The sequence below is a fragment of the Pantoea sp. MQR6 genome (assembly GCF_022761075.1).
In the GTDB taxonomy this organism is placed as follows: Bacteria; Pseudomonadota; Gammaproteobacteria; order Enterobacterales; family Enterobacteriaceae; genus Pantoea; species Pantoea phytostimulans.
The window spans coordinates 1,748,137-1,764,965 of the sequence record NZ_JAKYXB010000001.1; the positions used below are offsets into that span (position 1 = coordinate 1,748,137).

At 51.4% G+C, this 16,829-nt stretch carries 13 protein-coding genes; 3 read left to right on the plus strand and 10 right to left on the minus strand.

The genetic code is table 11. The annotated features are described in order from the left end of the window. Nucleotides 1-31: 31 nt before the first annotated feature. The 3 genes from gsiB to MUG06_RS08180 form a co-directional block, all read right to left on the minus strand. Nucleotides 32-1,567 carry a glutathione ABC transporter substrate-binding protein GsiB gene (gene gsiB, locus MUG06_RS08170; RefSeq protein ID WP_215847231.1) on the minus strand — a complete coding sequence of 512 codons (1,536 nt, stop codon included), beginning with the start codon at nt 1,565-1,567 and terminating at the stop codon, nt 32-34. A 72-nt stretch (nt 1,568-1,639) separates the two neighbouring features. Next, a complete protein-coding gene (gsiA, locus tag MUG06_RS08175) occupies nt 1,640-3,496 on the minus strand; it encodes a glutathione ABC transporter ATP-binding protein GsiA (RefSeq protein WP_243078266.1) in 1,857 nt (618 codons plus the stop codon). Nucleotides 3,497-3,505: 9 nt separating this feature from the next. Then, nucleotides 3,506-4,471, minus strand: a complete 966-nt coding sequence (locus tag MUG06_RS08180; protein ID WP_215847233.1) for an isoaspartyl peptidase/L-asparaginase — start codon at nt 4,469-4,471, stop codon at nt 3,506-3,508. Between the two features lie 226 nt (nt 4,472-4,697). Between MUG06_RS08180 and moeA the strand changes: the two genes are divergently transcribed. Both moeA and moeB read left to right on the plus strand, forming a co-directional pair. Then, nucleotides 4,698-5,933, plus strand: coding sequence for a molybdopterin molybdotransferase MoeA (gene moeA / locus MUG06_RS08185; protein ID WP_243078267.1), 1,236 nt, complete (start codon nt 4,698-4,700; stop codon nt 5,931-5,933). After that, on the plus strand, nt 5,934-6,689 hold the full coding sequence (gene moeB, locus MUG06_RS08190; protein ID WP_215847234.1) for a molybdopterin-synthase adenylyltransferase MoeB: 756 nt from the start codon (nt 5,934-5,936) through the stop codon (nt 6,687-6,689). It abuts the gene before it with no gap. 40 nt (nt 6,690-6,729) lie between these two features. Here the strand turns inward: moeB and MUG06_RS08195 are convergent, their stop codons facing one another. The 7 genes from MUG06_RS08195 to mntR all read right to left on the minus strand — a co-directional run bounded on the left by MUG06_RS08195 (nt 6,730) and on the right by mntR (nt 16,069). Beyond that, the gene (locus tag MUG06_RS08195; RefSeq protein ID WP_215847235.1) at nt 6,730-8,322 is read right to left on the minus strand and encodes an ABC-F family ATPase; all 1,593 of its coding nucleotides are present in this window, start codon (nt 8,320-8,322) and stop codon (nt 6,730-6,732) included. A gap of 177 nt (nt 8,323-8,499) precedes the next feature. Continuing rightward, the gene (locus tag MUG06_RS08200; protein WP_215847236.1) at nt 8,500-8,901 is read right to left on the minus strand and encodes an H-NS family nucleoid-associated regulatory protein; all 402 of its coding nucleotides are present in this window, start codon (nt 8,899-8,901) and stop codon (nt 8,500-8,502) included. Nucleotides 8,902-10,087: 1,186 nt separating this feature from the next. Beyond that, nucleotides 10,088-11,620 (minus strand): efflux transporter outer membrane subunit, encoded by a 1,533-nt coding sequence (locus MUG06_RS08205; RefSeq protein WP_243078268.1) that lies wholly within the window; start codon nt 11,618-11,620, stop codon nt 10,088-10,090. A gap of 1 nt (nt 11,621) precedes the next feature. Next, on the minus strand, nt 11,622-13,190 hold the full coding sequence (locus MUG06_RS08210) for a DHA2 family efflux MFS transporter permease subunit (RefSeq protein WP_215847238.1): 1,569 nt from the start codon (nt 13,188-13,190) through the stop codon (nt 11,622-11,624). Continuing rightward, on the minus strand, nt 13,187-14,329 hold the full coding sequence (locus MUG06_RS08215; protein WP_215847239.1) for an HlyD family secretion protein: 1,143 nt from the start codon (nt 14,327-14,329) through the stop codon (nt 13,187-13,189). Before MUG06_RS08215 ends, MUG06_RS08210 begins: the two co-directional genes overlap by 4 nt. 150 nt (nt 14,330-14,479) lie before the next feature. Beyond that, nucleotides 14,480-15,589: an SLC13 family permease gene (locus tag MUG06_RS08220; RefSeq protein WP_215847240.1), complete on the minus strand. Its 1,110-nt coding sequence runs from the start codon at nt 15,587-15,589 to the stop codon at nt 14,480-14,482. Nucleotides 15,590-15,610: 21 nt separating this feature from the next. Further along, entirely contained in the window at nt 15,611-16,069 is a 459-nt protein-coding gene (gene mntR, locus MUG06_RS08225) for a manganese-binding transcriptional regulator MntR (protein ID WP_243078269.1), read from the minus strand. A gap of 267 nt (nt 16,070-16,336) precedes the next feature. Between mntR and MUG06_RS08230 the strand changes: the two genes are divergently transcribed. Then, nucleotides 16,337-16,528 (plus strand): hypothetical protein, encoded by a 192-nt coding sequence (locus MUG06_RS08230; protein WP_215847242.1) that lies wholly within the window; start codon nt 16,337-16,339, stop codon nt 16,526-16,528. Nucleotides 16,529-16,829 lie beyond the last annotated feature (301 nt).

Genomic DNA, 16,829 nt, shown 5'->3' on the forward strand with positions numbered 1-16,829 from the left:
AGCGGCCAGCCAACAAGGCTGGCCTGCTCCGTTACTTCAGGCTGGCCTCATCAAAATTGAATGAGGTGTCAGGCATAACGTAAAAACCGGTGAGGTTTTTGCTGTTCGCTGACACCAGCTGCTCAACCACCAGCGGGATCCACGGATGGTCATTCCAAATGCTATCCTGCGCGTCTTTATAGAATTTGGCTTTTTGCTCGCGATCGGTGGTTTTCAGCGCATCAGCCAGATCTTTATCGACCTGCGGATTACTGTAAAACGCGGTATTAAAAATGGCTGGCGGCCAGGCAGCAGTAGCGAACAACGGCGTCAACGCCCAGTCCGCTTCACCCGTTGAGGCGGACCAGCCAGTGTAGAACATGCGCACACCGCTCTCTTTCTGGCCTTTGCTTTCAACTTCAGCGGCACGCTGGCCCGCATCCATTGCCGTGACTTTTACTTTCACGCCGACCTGCGCCAGCTGCTGCTGAGTAAACTGTAATACTTTCTGCGCAGTGCTGTGGTTATGAGAAGACCACAACGTCGTTTCAAAGCCGTTGGGATAACCCGCTTCCTTCAGCAGTTCACGGGCTTTCGCCGGATTGTACTGAATGGCGGGATATTTTTGGGCAAAATCGATGCTTGGCGGCACGATACCGGTGGCTGGCGTGGCATAACCGGCAAACGCAACTTTTGCCAGCGCGTCGCGATTAATGGCATATTCCAGCGCTTCACGTACTTTCGGGTTATCAAACGGTTTCTGCGTGACGTTGAGACTGATGTAACGCTGCATAATCGATGGCGTGGTGACGACATCCAGCTTGGCGTTTTTCTCCAGCAGTTTGGCCTGCTCATAGGGCACCGGGAAAGCGAAGTTGGCTTCGCCCGTTTGCAGCATCGCCGCGCGGGTATTGTTATCTACGACCGGACGCCAGGTAATGCTGTCGAGTTTCGGATAGCCCTTTTTCCAGTATCCGTCCCACTTCTTCACCTTCACAAAGTCGGTCTGATTCCAGGTCACGAACTCAAACGGGCCGGTGCCTACTGGATGAAAACCGATCTCCTTGCCATATTTTTTCAACGCCGTCGGCGAAATCATTGCCGCCGCCGGGTGAGCAAGATTGTTGATAAAGGCTGAGAACGGTTGCTTGAGAGTGACTTTAACCGTGGTGGGATCCACCACTTCGGTGGTCGCGATATATTTAAACAGGTTATAGCGTTTCAGGTGATTATCAGGATTGCTGGCGCGATCGAGGTTCACCTTAACGGCTTCGGCGTTGAAGTCTGTGCCATCCTGGAATTTGATGCCAGAGCGCAGCTTGATGGTATAAGTCAAACCATCAGCGCTGGCTTGATAACTTTCAGCCAGCACGTTATTGAGCTTCATCTCTTTATCAAAGCCAAACAGACCTTGATAGAACGATTTCGCTACCGCCTGCGACAATGTGTCGTTGGCATCGTACGGATCCATGGTGGTGAAATTGGATGCAACAGCAATCACCGCATCTTGTGCCGCCCAGGCAGGCAGCGTCATTACGCTACTCAACACGCCCGCAGCCAGTAACCCTTTACGCATCGTAATGTGCATCTTACTCTCCTGTAATCCCTGTCTGGTTAGCCGCCGAAGCGGCGTGCTTTCATCATTCTTTGATCATGGTACTCAGGCCACGCTGATAACATGACGGGCAACAAAATGGCCCGGTGCCACTTCCATCAGCGGAGCCACTTCTGGTTCATCACCCAATGAACGGATTGGGCTAGGAATTTCATCTACCATCAATGCTCGCTCGCGACGACGATGCGCCGGATCGGCGACAGGCACCGCCGCCATTAGCTTTTTGGTATAAGGATGCTGCGGCTGTTCAAACACCGCCTGACGCGGGCCCATCTCAACAATTTGGCCAAGATACATCACCGCCACGCGATGACTGATGCGTTCCACCACCGCCATATCGTGGGAAATAAACAAGAAGGCGATGCCAAATTCGCGCTGTAGATCGAGCATGAGATTGATGATTTGCGCTTGAATTGATACGTCGAGTGCCGATACCGATTCATCAGCAATCACCACTTTTGGATTAAGCGCCAGCGCACGAGCAATACAAATACGCTGGCGTTGGCCACCAGAAAATTCATGCGGATAGCGCTGCGCATGTTCCGGCAGCAAACCCACCTTTTCCAGCAGCCAGGCGACGCGCTGCTCCGCTTCGCGGCGCGGCATGACGTTATGCACCAGCAACGGCTCCATAATGGAAAAACCCACCGTCAGGCGCGGGTCGAGCGAGGCGTAAGGATCCTGAAAAATGAATTGGATATCGCGGCGTAAATGCGCCAGCGCCTGACCGGATAAATCATCAATGCGTTGACCATTAAAGGTAATAGTGCCGCCCTGGCTGGCGACCAGGCGCAGCAATGAGCGTCCGGTGGTGGATTTACCACAGCCCGATTCGCCCACCAGCGCCAACGTTTCGCCGGCAAAGAGATCAAAACTGACTTTCTCCACGGCATGTACTCGACTTTTCACCCGATTTAATAAGCCGCCACGAATATCAAACCGGGTCACTAAATCACGCACCTGCAAAATAGGGGGTTCGGCGCGGCGAACCGTATCTTGCGGCGCTTCTTCACTGCTTTCACTGTGCAGCAGCGGAAATTTAGCCGGTAAGCTGAGTCCGCTCATTGAGCCGAGTTTGGGCACCGCCGCCAGTAATGCTTGTGTGTAAGGCTGCTGCGGCGCGCTAAATAGCTGCTCGACCGGCGCATTTTCTACCACATCACCGCGATACATCACCTGTACGCGATCGGCCATTTCAGCCACCACGCCCATGTCATGCGTGATGAAAATGACACCCATCTGCATCTCTTTTTGTAGCACACGGATCAGTTGCAGGATTTGCGCCTGAATAGTGACATCAAGCGCGGTAGTGGGTTCATCCGCAATCAGCAACGCGGGTTTACACGACAGCGCCATGGCGATCATCACACGCTGACGCATGCCGCCGGAGAGTTGATGGGGAAAACGGGTTAACACGTTTTGCGCGTCAGGAATACGCACTAAATCCAGCATATGGCGCGCTTCAGCCAGCGCCTGGCTGTGCGTTTTGCCCTGATGTAAGCGGATCGATTCGGCTATCTGTTCGCCGACCGAAAACACCGGATTAAGCGACGTCATCGGCTCCTGAAAAATCATCGCCATATCGGCGCCACGTACGCGTCGCATCTGGCGGGATGAGGCGTGCGTAATATTCAGCACGTCGCCGTTGCGACGCCGCAGCTGAATTTCGCCGCTGACTTCTCCGCCGGTCTGCTCAATTAAACGCATTAAGGCCAGCGAAGTGACTGATTTACCCGAACCCGATTCCCCCACTAAAGCCAAGGTTTCACCGCGATGAAGATCAAGTGAAAGGTGACGCACAGCTTCCGTTACCTTGCCTTCGTGACGAAAGCGCACATTTAAATCGCGCACCGCTAACACCTGATCCGGCGCCATTGGCGGCATCGTTTTCCGCTCAGTCATGCATGCTCCTTAGCTTTCGCGGTAGATCGCCACCTCAGCGGCTTCACCTACCCGCGCAAATCCGCGATACATGCCTTCACTGTTAAACGGCAGCGCGACATTCCCTGCATGATCGATAGCGATAAGACCGCCGCTTCCGCCCATTTCCAGTACTTTATCGTGAATAACACTCACAGTAGCCTGCTGCAGGCTACGTCCACCGTAGCGCATTTGCGCGGCAACATCGTAGGCGGCCAGCGTACGGATAAAGACTTCGCCTGTGCCGGTGCAAGAAACCGCCACGCTGTCGTTGTCAGCGTAGCAACCGGCACCTGGCAGCGGGGAATCACCCACGCGTCCGGCTTGTTTATTAGTCATGCCGCCGGTGGATGTCGCAGCAGCAAGATTCCCTTCGAGATCCAGTGCCACCGCGCCAACCGTACCAAATTTGCGATCGGGGTCGAGCGGATCATCACTGTGACGTTGTGCTTCACCATCATGATCAAGCACCATCTGATCGCTGTTTAGCGCACGTTGCAGCTGTTCCCAGCGCTCAGGTGTGGAGAAATAATCAGGTTCAACCTGCTCGATGCCTTGTGATGCGGCAAACTGCTCGGCGCCTTCACCGATAAACAGCACGTGCGGGCTCGCTTCCAGCACTGCGCGTGCAGCCAGTACAGGATTTCGAATGCGCGTGACGCCCGCGACTGCACCGGCTTCCAGCGTGCGGCCATCCATTACACTGGCGTCGAGTTCATGCGTGCCTTGATGGGTAAAAACCGCGCCTTTGCCCGCATTGAAAAGCGGACACTCTTCCAGCAGACGTACCGCTTCCGTCACCGTATCCAATGCGCTGGCGCCCTGCTCTAACATCTGTTGTCCACGCGTAACGATATCGGTTAATGCCTGACGATATAGTTGTTCTTTTTCTGCGCTCATCGCGGCACGCGTAATCGCGCCTGCACCACCGTGAATGGCGATAACTGCTGTTACCATAACGCTTACCCTGTCGTTGCATCAGATGGAAAAACACTGATTTAGAATGGTTTTCAGCCATTTTTAGTCGTTTTTGACTATAGAAAGCCTGCTAAGGGTTGTAAAGCGGAAACTGTCTCAACAGTCATAACCTTTTATTGTGGCTTATACCGTTGCAGCAGATGTGACTCCTTGCGCAAATGCCACCATAATAAGCAGCAAATGCGATAACCCAGGTTGATACCCAATGGAAAGCTTTACCGCAGGATTGATCTCCCTTGAGGAAGCTCAGGAAAAAATGCTGGCGCAGCTGACGCCCATTACCGATTCACTCAGTGTGCCACTGACCGAAGCCGCAGGACGTATTACCGCTCGCGCCGTGACCTCCCCTATTGATGTGCCGCCTTTTGATAACGCCGCGATGGATGGTTACGCCGTGCGCCTCGCTGATATCAACAGAGGTATTCCGCTGCCTGTCGCCGGAAAAGCGTTTGCCGGTGCGCCCTTTACAGGCAGTTGGCCCGCAGGCAGCGTCATCCGCATCATGACCGGCGCGCCGGTTCCCGCAGGCTGTGAAGCGGTGGTGATGCAGGAAGAGACCGAACAGCGCGACGACGCGATTATTTTTAACGCGCCGGTGAACGCGGGTCAGAACATTCGCCTGATTGGTGATGACATTCGTGCAGGCACAGGCGTGCTTGCGGCAGGCGTCAGGTTGGGTGCTGCAGAATTACCGCTGCTGGCCTCGCTGGGCATTGCAGAGGTCAGCGTGTTGCGTAAACTTCGCGTTGCGGTTTTTTCAACCGGTGATGAATTGCAGCCAGTAGGCCAACCCTTGGCAGCAGGCCAAATCTACGACACCAATCGATTTACCGTCTCTTTAATGCTGAAAAAGTTGGGCTGTGAAGTTATCGATCTCGGCATTATTAAAGATGATCCCAACGCGCTGCGTGCTGCCTTTGAAGAAGCCGATCGTCAGGCCGATGTGGTGATCAGCACCGGCGGTGTTTCTGTCGGTGAAGCTGATTTCACCAAAACCATGCTGGAAGAGTTAGGCGCTATTACTTTCTGGAAGCTGGCCATCAAACCCGGCAAACCGTTTGCTTTTGGTCGCCTGGCTAACAGCTGGTTTTGTGGATTGCCAGGCAATCCGGTCTCCGCTGCGGTAACATTTTATCAGCTGGTTGTGCCGCTGCTCGCCACGCTAACGGGCCAGAAAAAATCAGCGCTGCCGCCGCGTCAAAAAGTCCGTGCGGCAACACGCCTGAAAAAAACGCCGGGCCGCCTCGATTTCCAGCGCGGCTTCTACCGTCGTAACGATCAGGGCGAATTAGAAGTGCATTCCACCGGGCCACAAGGTTCACATGTTTTTAGCTCCTTCGCACAGGCCAACTGCTTTATTGTTCTGGAGCGAGAGCGTGAGAATGTTGAAGCGGGTGAATGGGTTGAAATTGAACCGTTCAACGCGCTGCTGGAGGGGTAAATGCTGCCCGAATTAAGCGACGAAGAAATGCTGCGCTATAACCGACAAATTGTGTTGCGTGGTTTCGATTTTGACGGACAAGAGCAACTCAAAGCCAGCCGTGCGTTGGTGGTAGGTTTAGGGGGATTAGGCTGTGCCGCTGCGCCCTATTTAGCCGCAGCGGGCGTAGGAAGCCTGACGTTGCTTGATTTCGACACGGTGTCGCTCTCAAACCTGCAACGGCAAATATTGCACCATGATGCAGATATTGGTTACGCCAAAGTGGAATCTGCTGCGCAAAGTCTGGCGATGATTAATCCACATTGCCAGGTGAATACCGTGAGCACGCGGCTAGAGGATGAAGCGATGCGCACGTTGATCGCCACGCATCATGTGGTGCTGGACTGCACCGATAACGTTCAGGTGCGCGAGCAGCTAAACCGCTTATGCCGTCAGCAGCGCGTGCCGCTGGTTTCCGGTGCAGCGATTCGTATGGAAGGCCAAATCAGCGTGTTTACCTGGCAGCCGAATACGCCCTGCTATCGCTGCATTAGCCGCCTTTTTGGCGAGCAGACATTAAGCTGCGTAGAAGCTGGCGTCATGGCCCCGCTGGTGGGTGTGATTGGAGCTATGCAAGCAATGGAAGCGATTAAACTGCTGACACACTACGGCACGCCCGCAACATCTCGCTTATTAATGTACGATGCCATGAGTGCAGAATTCCGCAGCATGAAGGTGGCGCAGGATGCGCACTGCGAGGTGTGTGGCGACAAATAGCGAAGAAAAAAAACGGGGTAGCCAGCGCTACCCCGTTTTTTTAGACGATGCCCTGACTGCGCAGGTAATCTTCGTAGTTACCGGTGAAGTCCACGATGCGATCTTCTTTCATTTCCATGACGCGAGTTGCCAGCGAGCTGACGAATTCACGGTCATGTGAAACGAAAATCAACGTCCCCTCATACATTTCCAACGCCATATTCAGCGATTCAATGGATTCCATATCAAGGTGGTTGGTGGGTTCATCCATAATCAGGATGTTCGGTTTTTCCAACATTAACTTACCGAACAGCATGCGTCCCTTTTCACCACCGGAAAGCACTTTAGCTGGCTTCTTAATATCATCCTGAGAAAACAGCAGGCGGCCCAAAATGCCACGAATGACTTGCTCGTCATCACCTTGCTGTTTCCACTGGCTCATCCAGTCAAACACGGTGAGATCATTTGCAAAATCTTCGGCATGATCCTGAGCGTAATAACCGATGCGCGCATTTTCTGACCATTTAACGTTGCCGCTTTCCGGCGTCAATTCGCCCACCAGCGTTTTCAGTAAAGTCGATTTACCGATACCGTTGGCACCCAGCACCGCTAATTTCTCGCCGACTTCAAGCATCAGGTTTAAATTTTTAAACAGCGGACCGTTATCAAAACCTTTGGTAATCGCTTCAACTTCGAGCGCATTACGGAACAATTTTTTATCTTGTTCAAAACGAATAAACGGGTTCTGTCGGCTGGAGGCTTTTACTTCATCCAGCTTAATTTTATCCATCTGTTTCGCCCGTGAAGTTGCCTGGCGCGATTTAGAGGCGTTGGCGCTAAAGCGGCTAACAAATGATTGCAGATCGGCAATTTGTGCTTTTTTCTTGGCATTATCCGATAACAGACGTTCGCGGGCCTGAGTGGCTGCGGTCATATATTCGTCATAGTTGCCCGAATAAACACGGAGTTCGCCGTAGTCTAAATCCGCCATATGCGTACAGACCATATTCAAAAAGTGACGGTCATGCGAAATGATAATCATGGTGCTGTCGCGTTCGTTAAGAACCTGCTCCAGCCAGCGGATGGTGTCGATATCCAGGTTGTTGGTCGGTTCGTCCAGCAACAAAATATCAGGATTAGAGAACAGCGCCTGCGCCAACAACACGCGTAATTTAAAGCCCGGTGCAATTTCGCTCATCGGACCATAATGCTGCTCAACTGGAATACCTACACCGAGTAATAACTCTCCGGCACGTGATTCCGCACTGTAACCATCCATTTCACCGTAAAGCACTTCAAGGTCTGCAACTTTATAGCCATCTTCTTCGCTCATTTCTGGCAAAGCATATATACGATCGCGTTCTTCTTTAACTTCCCATAATTCATGGTGACCCATGATAACGGTATCGAGCACACTATATTGTTCAAAGGCGAACTGATCCTGGCGTAACTTACCGATACGTTCATTCGGATCGTAAGAAACATTTCCGCCGCTTGGCACCAGATCGCCACCCAGAATCTTCATGAAGGTGGATTTACCGCTGCCGTTCGCACCGATTAAACCGTAACGATTACCGCCGCCAAATTTAACGGAGATGTTCTCGAACAGTGGCTTGCTGCCAAACTGCATGGTGATATTGCTGCTAACTAACACGGCATTGACCTTTGTGAAGAAGTGGATGAAAAAACGGCGGCTATTATGCCAGATGTGATGTAGCGCACGCCAGCGCAAGGCGTGCGGGCTAAGCAGAGTAGTTGATAAACAGGTGTAAATAAAAAAGCCGAGGCGCCAATATTGGCCCTCGGCTCCCGCATACAAGGATCGTGTCGATTAATCGATCAGGAAACTGTCCAGGCTCTTGCCTGAATCCAATGCTTTTTTAATCGCTGCTGGTGTACGGCCTTGGCCGGTCCATGATTTGGTTTCACCGTTTTCATCGGTATAAGAATATTTTGCTGGACGCGGAGCACGCTTAGAACGTTTTTTACCTGGCTCCAGAGCGCCTAATAATTCATTTGGGTCAATGCCGTCTGCCAACAGCATTTCGCGATATTTAGAGAGCTTTTCTTCTTTTTCGCGATTTTGAGTCTCTTCCGCTTCTGCTTCTTCGCGACGTTCGGTCACAACAACGGTTAATTTCTCGAGAATTTCTTCCAGGTCAGTCAGCGGCAGTTCACGAGCCTGGGCACGTAATGTGCGAATGTTGTTCAGAACTTTAAATGCGTCACTCATCACAATGTCCTTGATTGAGGGGGGTAATTAAAACTGTAGCGTTAAGATTACCTAATTCAAATAAAAAAATAAATTAATTTTACGCTACAGATTATTCTGAGCGCTAATTTAAATCGCTACGCTTTTTTTATCACCTCATTTTATGGGCTTTATTAACGTAGAATTAACAGTCTCGTGGCGTTAACCTCAAACTCTGGAATCGATTTCAGACGCGAGCATTTCATAAATTCTTCCTGATTGCTTTTAAACAAAATCATAAAAAGGTAACAGGATTATTCCCGCAGACGTTGGCGCGCGGCTTTTAACGGGGACTAAACCACGATCTCAATCAGAAGGTTCTACAAGCCACTGCTTTAAAAAAGCGGCTTAATAAATCAAATTTTTATAACCCTTACGAATTCTTCACGTTGGCGTTTTTTAATTACAGAGGTTAATGCTTGTGATTCTTCATCGGATGATAACCCATCATGCAAATAATCTTTCCTCTGTTCCAGGCGTCGGTTATGCGTTTCAGGAAGACACAAAATCACAAAAATGGTCTGCTATACGCGCTCGCGATACAGATAAAAAAGAGATCAGACAGCCCTGCGCTCGCCAGTAAAACAGGAAACATCAGTGAATTAATGAAATTCGCTGTCCCTATGGCAAATACTGCGCCATCCATAACCCAGGCGCGTAGGAAGAATTTCTAAAACAGCAATCATCTCACCGGTGAAAGCACGCCTTGATGAAAGCGATGAGACATAAGCATACGCAATAATCCCCTTTCACTGCACAAAACATCCGGCTAGCCATTCGCTGCTCCGGCATTAAATAGCCAGCGTTGTTGATAAATAATAAGCAAGCCATGCCATCCCATTTCCCCATCTTTGTTGGGGTACAGCGAGCTGTTTTTTCCAAAAGCTAAATACTGACTAACGCCATTAAAACAGAAATAGCGCCGTGGTAAGGGTGTTAAATAAGAATACCCTATCGCTCATATCCGCCACTTTTAACAACACTGGCGTGTAATAAATTCGGATTTTAACGCCGGTAAACGCCTGAATGGCCGCGATGACCATGCCAATCATGTGTTCGGGATGAAACCCGATCTCGCATGTGGCCGACAGGTCAGCGGGCTGTGATGAAACGTGTTTTCATCACAGCCGCGTATCCAAAATCAATAAGAGTGAGAGGTGAAGGGTGATTAATTTACCTGGGTTGCGGGGCCAAACACATCATATTGCGGCAACGTAACGTTCTGATACGTTTCCCAACCCCCCCCCAAGGCTTTATACAAGGCGACTAAGTCTAATCCGCTTTGCATCCTCGCTTGCGTCGCCTGCTCCTGCGCTTGCGCCAGTTGGCGCTGTGCATCCAGTACGTCAAGGAATGTCGACAGACCTTGGCGATAACTGTCGCTGGCAAGGTCAAACGCACGTTGCAGCGCACCCGTGGTTTCATCCAGCGCGGTGACACGCTGCTGGTCGGCGCGGTAACTTACCAGCGCGTTCTCCACATCTTGCAATGCGGTCAGTACCGTTTGGCGATAATCGAGTGCTGCGCTGGCTTGCTGCGCGCGCGCCAATTTCACACTGGAAACCAACTGACCGCCCTGGAAAATCGGAATCGACAGCGAGGGCCCGTAGCTGTAGAAGTGGCTGCTCCAGTTATCTAAATAGCTAACATCAGTGTTACGTACACCCAGCTGACCGGTTAATGACAGGCTCGGAAAGAGTTGGGCTACCGAGACGCCAATATTGGCCGTCTGCGCGTGTAGCGTGGCTTCAGCCTGACGTATATCTGGTCGACGACGAGCCAGTGTGGATGGAATGCCGACTGAAACAATTTGCGGCAGCGTTGGCAGCGCTTTTGGCGTATTGAGTTCTGCATCCAACGCGCCCGGCGTTTTACCCAATAACACGGCTAAGCCGTTCATCGCTTGACGCGCCTGAGCCTGATATTGCGGCAGCTGCGCCTGCAGTGTACTGAGCTGAGCGTGCGCATTTTCCACATCGGTCACAGGTGCTAAGCCGTTACGTTGCTGACTTTGCGTCAACTCTACGGTTTGCTGGGCAACATCGATCTGCTGCTGGAGCGTCTGCACCGTCGATTGCGCGCCGCGCAGTTGCAGCCAGGCACGCGCCACTTCAGCTTCTAACGACACTAACGCATCATTACGCTGCTCAATCGCTGCCTGCGTCTGTGCGTTCGCTGCCTCAACCTGACGTCGTACCCTGCCCCATAAATCAAGCTCCCAGCTGGCATCAAAACTGCCTTGATAGAGATTAACCGGCTGCGTCAGACTATTCAGCTGGCTGGTAACATCACTATCAAGCTGATCGTAAGCGCCATTTGACTTCAACAGGCCCTCGAGTCCTAGCTGCTGACGCGTCATTTTGGCTGAACCGTTCAGGCTGGGAAACAAACCGCCCTGCGCTTGCGCCAGCTGTTGTCGAGCGCCCGCAATGCGCAGCACTGCCTGTTGCAGCGTCAGGTTGCCTTCAATGGCACGCGCAATCAGGCTGTCGAGTTGCGGATCGTTGAAGCTGCGCCACCAACGAGCGTTGACCGCTGACGATCGCGGTTTAGAGGCTTCTTGTGATTCCAGCGAGTTGTAACCGCCCGGCATTTGCGGTTTCGGTGCCTGATAATCGGGCCCAACGGCGCAACCTGCCAGCCACATTGCCAGTGTTAATAAGCTCAACGGTTTGAGGCCGCGAGAAAACATAAACTTCATGTCAGTGTGCTCCTGCACTGCCTTCGCTTTTAATCGGCGACAGCAGCCAACAAAATGGAATCAATATCAGGGCGACGATGCTCAAACCTGAAAAGACGTCGATATAAGCGAGGATGCGCGACTGGGCAATCATCTCTTGATAAAGCTGCCCGGTGGCTAAGGTGATCGGATCGCCAACAGCCGACGTAAAGTCACGGATCGCCTGTGCCCAGTGCTGCACGGTAAGATTGAACGGCTCATTGAGCGGTGTCATGTTGTGCACCATGTGCGCCGACCGCACCTGTTCACGCTCGGTGATAGCCGCGGTAGAAAGTGAGATCCCAATCGATCCTGCCACATTGCGAAACATGGTGAACAGCGCGGAGGCATCGGCATTCAGTCGTTGCGGAATGGTGACAAAAGCGATGGTGGTCAAAGGAACAAACAAGAAACCCAGGCCAATTGACTGAGCACTACGCATCAACACCAGCGTGGTAAAATCGACATTCGGCGTTAAGGTTGCCGAATAGAAAAACGCCACGGCAAGACAGCTAAAACCAAAGGCGATGATATAGCGCGTCTGCACGATCGGCATCAGCTTAAGCACCAGCGGAATGGTCATCACGATCAACACGGCGCCCGGCGATAACACCAAGCCAGACCAGGTTGCGGTATAACCCAAATCCTGTTGTGCCAGCTGCGGTAATACCACCGAACTGCCGTACAGGATCATCGCCATACCCGCCATCAATAAACCCGCCACCCAAAAGTTACGATCCTTCATCACCAGGATGTCGACCACCGGTTTACGCGCATACATCAGCCAGTAAACCGCGCCAACAATGCCGATAACCGCCAAAATGGCAAACAACACAATGAAGTTTGAAGAAAACCAGTCTTCATCTTCACCGCGATCCAGCATCACCTGTAAACAGCCAAGCCCGAGGGTAATCAGTGATATGCCAATGTAGTCGATCTTCAGGCGACCTTTAGCCCACTTGCGTTCCCACGGCGGATCTTCCAGCAGTTGATAGATCGCCATTACGGTTAAAATTCCTACCGGAATGTTGATGAAAAATACCCAGCGCCAGCTGTAGTTATCCGTAATCCAGCCACCAAGCGTTGGCCCGATCACTGGCGCAACAATGATGGCGATAGAGGAGAGACCAAAGGCTTTGCCGCGATCTTCCGGCTTGAAGTAGTCAAGTAGCACCGATTGCTGCACCGGCTGCAAGCCTCCGCCGAAAAACCCCTGTAATACGCGGAACAGAATGATTTGCCACAGTTCGGTGGCGATACCGCACAGGAATGAGCAGATGGTGAACATCACAATGCAGATCAAGAAGAACTGCTTGCGGCCAAACAGGCGACTGAAAAAGGCAGAGATGGGCAGCACGATGCCGTTTGCCACCAGATACGAGGTCAACACCCAGGTTGACTCATCGTAGCTGGAAGAGAGCGAACCCGCGATGTGCGGCAACGCTACGTTGACGATCGTGGTGTCAAGGATCTCCATAAACACCGCCAGCGTAACCGTGATGGCAACTAGCCACGGATTACTGGCGGGTTTCCAGCTCTGCGTTGGGCTCATTCCACCGTCACCTTCGGTTCAACCGACAGACCCAGCGGCAGCGGATGATTGGGATCTAAACCGTGGTCAATAACGATTTTCACCGGCACGCGTTGAACAATTTTTACGTAGTTGCCGGTGGCATTTTCCGACGGGAAGGTCGAGAAACGCGAACCGGATCCCATTTGAATACTGTCCACATGCCCTTCCAGTTTCATGTCTGGCCAGGCATCGACAGTAATCGCCACTTTATCGCCTGGGTTCATGCGCTCAAGTTGCGACTCTTTAAAGTTGGCCGTAATCCAGATATCGGCTGACACCAGCGAGAAAAGTGAGCTGCCAGCCTGCACCAGCGTACCGACCTGAACATTACGTTTCGTCACGAATCCGTCGTAAGGTGCACGAACCTGAGTGTATGAAAGGTTTAACTCTGCCGTGTTGAGTTGCGCTTTAGCCTGTTCAACCTGCTGCTGACGCGCTTCGACATTGGTTTCCTGCTGACGAATTTGCAAAGCAACCTGAGAGGCCACTTCAACTTGTGCTTTGGCACTTTGCAGTTGTGCCTGCGCGGAACGCAGTTGCGCATTCGCTGTATCAATATTGCGTTGGCTGGTCGCACGCGGATCAACACCGCGCTGACGACGATAATCGGCTTGGGCATTCATCATATTTGCCTGCGCTTTGGCTTGATCGGCTAACGCCTGATCGCGCTGCGCCGGATATTGAACGCGAGACAGCGCCAGTTGCGCCTGCGCCTGATGTAATTGCGCCTGCGCTAAGCCAAGCTGGGCTTTAGCCTGATCGCGCTGCGCACTGGTATCACTGGGATCAATCTCAACCAGCAAATCACCCTTTTTCACCCGCTGGTTATCTTTAACCAGCAGTTTGACGACATAACCTGAGGCTTTGGGCGCAATAGTGACCGCATCACCTTCGGTAAAGGCATCGTCAGTGGTCTCTTCATTGCGGGTACTAAACCAGAAATAGAAGCCGACAATCAGCATCACCACAACGATAATCGCTAAAATAATCAGCGGTTTTTTACCGGGGCGTTTACGTTCGGGTTCATCGTTATTCTGGTTTTCTTGTGACTGACTGTTTTTATCCGCCGCGTTATCAGCGTCTTCCTGGCGTGGCTCGCGTTGATCTTTCTCGCTCATAGTTCCCATCACTGGCTAAGGCCCTAATTCCCGGGCATAAAAGGTCAAATTAACCTTAGATGGGAAACTGACAAATTCCAGTGCAACTTTACATAACTTGATGAAAGACGCACGTCCTGCCAATTAATTCATTAGCAGGACGAAATGATGTCAGGAAATCAGGCGCAGCAGCAGCCAGCCGCTCAACATTGCCCAGGCGAGCAATGGCAGGGAAAAGAGATGAAAGCGCCACCAAACGCGGCGATCTTTTGCCATGCGCAAGGCAATCAAATTGGCAAGAGAACCAGGCAGCAGACCGAAGCCACCGATATTTACTGCCCATGCGAGTACCTCTGAAGAAGGCACTTTTTGCAGCAGCAGAATAGTCGCCGGTACGTTGCTAATAACTTGTGATAACGCGATAGCCAGCAAGTAAAGCGCGCCGTCGCCAAGATGCGTAATCGCATCGAAATGCGCCTGTAAAACGGGCAAGCGCGTGAGTAAATAGACATCAACAAACATGGCGATAAAAACTGCCAGCAAGCTCCAGTCGATATTGAGCAATACCGGGCGCGCCATGATTAAAAAGCACAGCACAATCAACAGGAGTGCCCAGCCAGTGAGATGCCATTCCAACGCGGCAATAAACAGCACATACAGCAAGACGCTCACCGCAAACAGCGGCTTCCGCCATTGATGCGTTTCATTATTTTGATGTTTTTGTATTTCTCGCGTTGAAAAGCTCCACCAGGTCAATGCAACCAGGCTCAGCAGCAGCCAGGCCGCCAAGGGAAACATCTGCCCGATAAATCCCGCCACGCTGAGAGAACCGTGGCTCCATAGCAAAATATTTTGCGGATTACCGACCGGCGTTAGCAACGAGCCAGCATTGACCGCCAACGCTTCAAAAATGATTAAACGTGAAAGGGGTAAGCGAGAGAATTTTCGTAGCGTTAACGTTAGCGGCACCAAAATAAACAGTGCAACATCGTTCGTCAGAAAGGTAGAAAGCAGCGCCGCGGCTAACACCATAAACAAGGCCAATGCCCGCTCATGCTTAAAACGGCTGATTAATCGCTCGCCTAGCACATCAAAATAGCCGCTGACTTCTAATCCCTTTGTCAGGATCAACAATCCTGTCAGCGTAATAATGGTATGCCAGTCTACGGCGCCAGGCAGGTCTGACCAACGAAAGTTGGCCAGAAACAGCAAGATCGCTCCAATGATTAACAGCAGATGCAAAATTCGGTCATGCAAAAAGGAGCGAAAAAGAGTGGGCATGTTGGCCATTCGCCTTAAAGGTTAGCGATTTTCGTAGAATTTCTGGAAAACGGCCAGCGTTTCATCACTGACGTGATGCTCAATGCCTTCAGAGTCGCGGCGCGCGGTTTCTGGACTAATGCCCAGCGCTAACAAGAAGGTTTCAACAATGTAATGGCGTGCACGACTCTCTTCCGCCAGCTTTTCGCCTTCACTGGTTAAGAACACGCCGCGATAAGGAACCTGCTCAACCAAACCGGCGATGCTCAGGCGCTTCAGCATTTTCGCCACCGTCGGCTGTGAGACACCGAGGCGCGCAGCCATATCAACCTGACGCGCTTCGCCAAATTCACCAATCAAATCAGAGATTAGCTCAACGTAGTCATCAATAAGTTCACGGCGATGCGCTTCACGCACCTGCCGAAAACCTTCGACATGCTCTTCAATATCTTTTAGTGGTCCTTGCGGGGCAGTAACCACGCTTTTAGCACGACGACTCATTCAACTTCCTCTTTATTATTATCCGTATTCAACCTGCTCTACGGATTAGCTGCGCTCATTGTAAACCAGGTGCAAAGAAGCTCAAATTTTTCCTAATTAGCATTGGCTAAAGGATATAGCCAATGCTATATTTGTCGATAATGTAAGCAGCAACGCTGGTCAGCCAGTGAAGATCGTGCAAGATCCTTTTTCATCATTGCTGTTGTTCTAAGCTTAATTGACGATCTCTGCTCACTTTTGCGTCAACATTCATTGGGAGGTGATTCTATGAGCACCCTAAAAAGCTGTTTAGATTGCAGCAAATGCTTCCAGGCTGAAAAAACAACGTCCGTGGATATAAAATCCTGGTTGTGCCTGCTGACGCGTTCCCCTTTTACGCTTCGTCTGATGTTGATCGAAAAATTGCTCGGTAAAAAAACTGACAATCGTCGCTGCCAAAACCTGATCTGGCGCGGCTAAACATCCCGCTTTTTAAGCCTTTCACATTAATGCTGAAGGGCTACCAATCTTGTTAACTCCCCTTCGACCGCGCTCGCTTCGTTAGGTTGTGCCCTTTTAATCTGCGACATTGCGTTGTTCAATCATCCGTTTAAATGTTCATCCGAATCTGGAAAGCGCAGTGCATTTCTGAGTCGAAAAAGTGCGCGCCTGACTCAATGATGGTGGGAAAGGTCAATGAATAAGGTGAGAAAAGACGAGGAAGTGCAGAAACGAAAAAACGGCCCATTAAGGGCCGTTTTGGAATAGGCAGTCTAAGCTG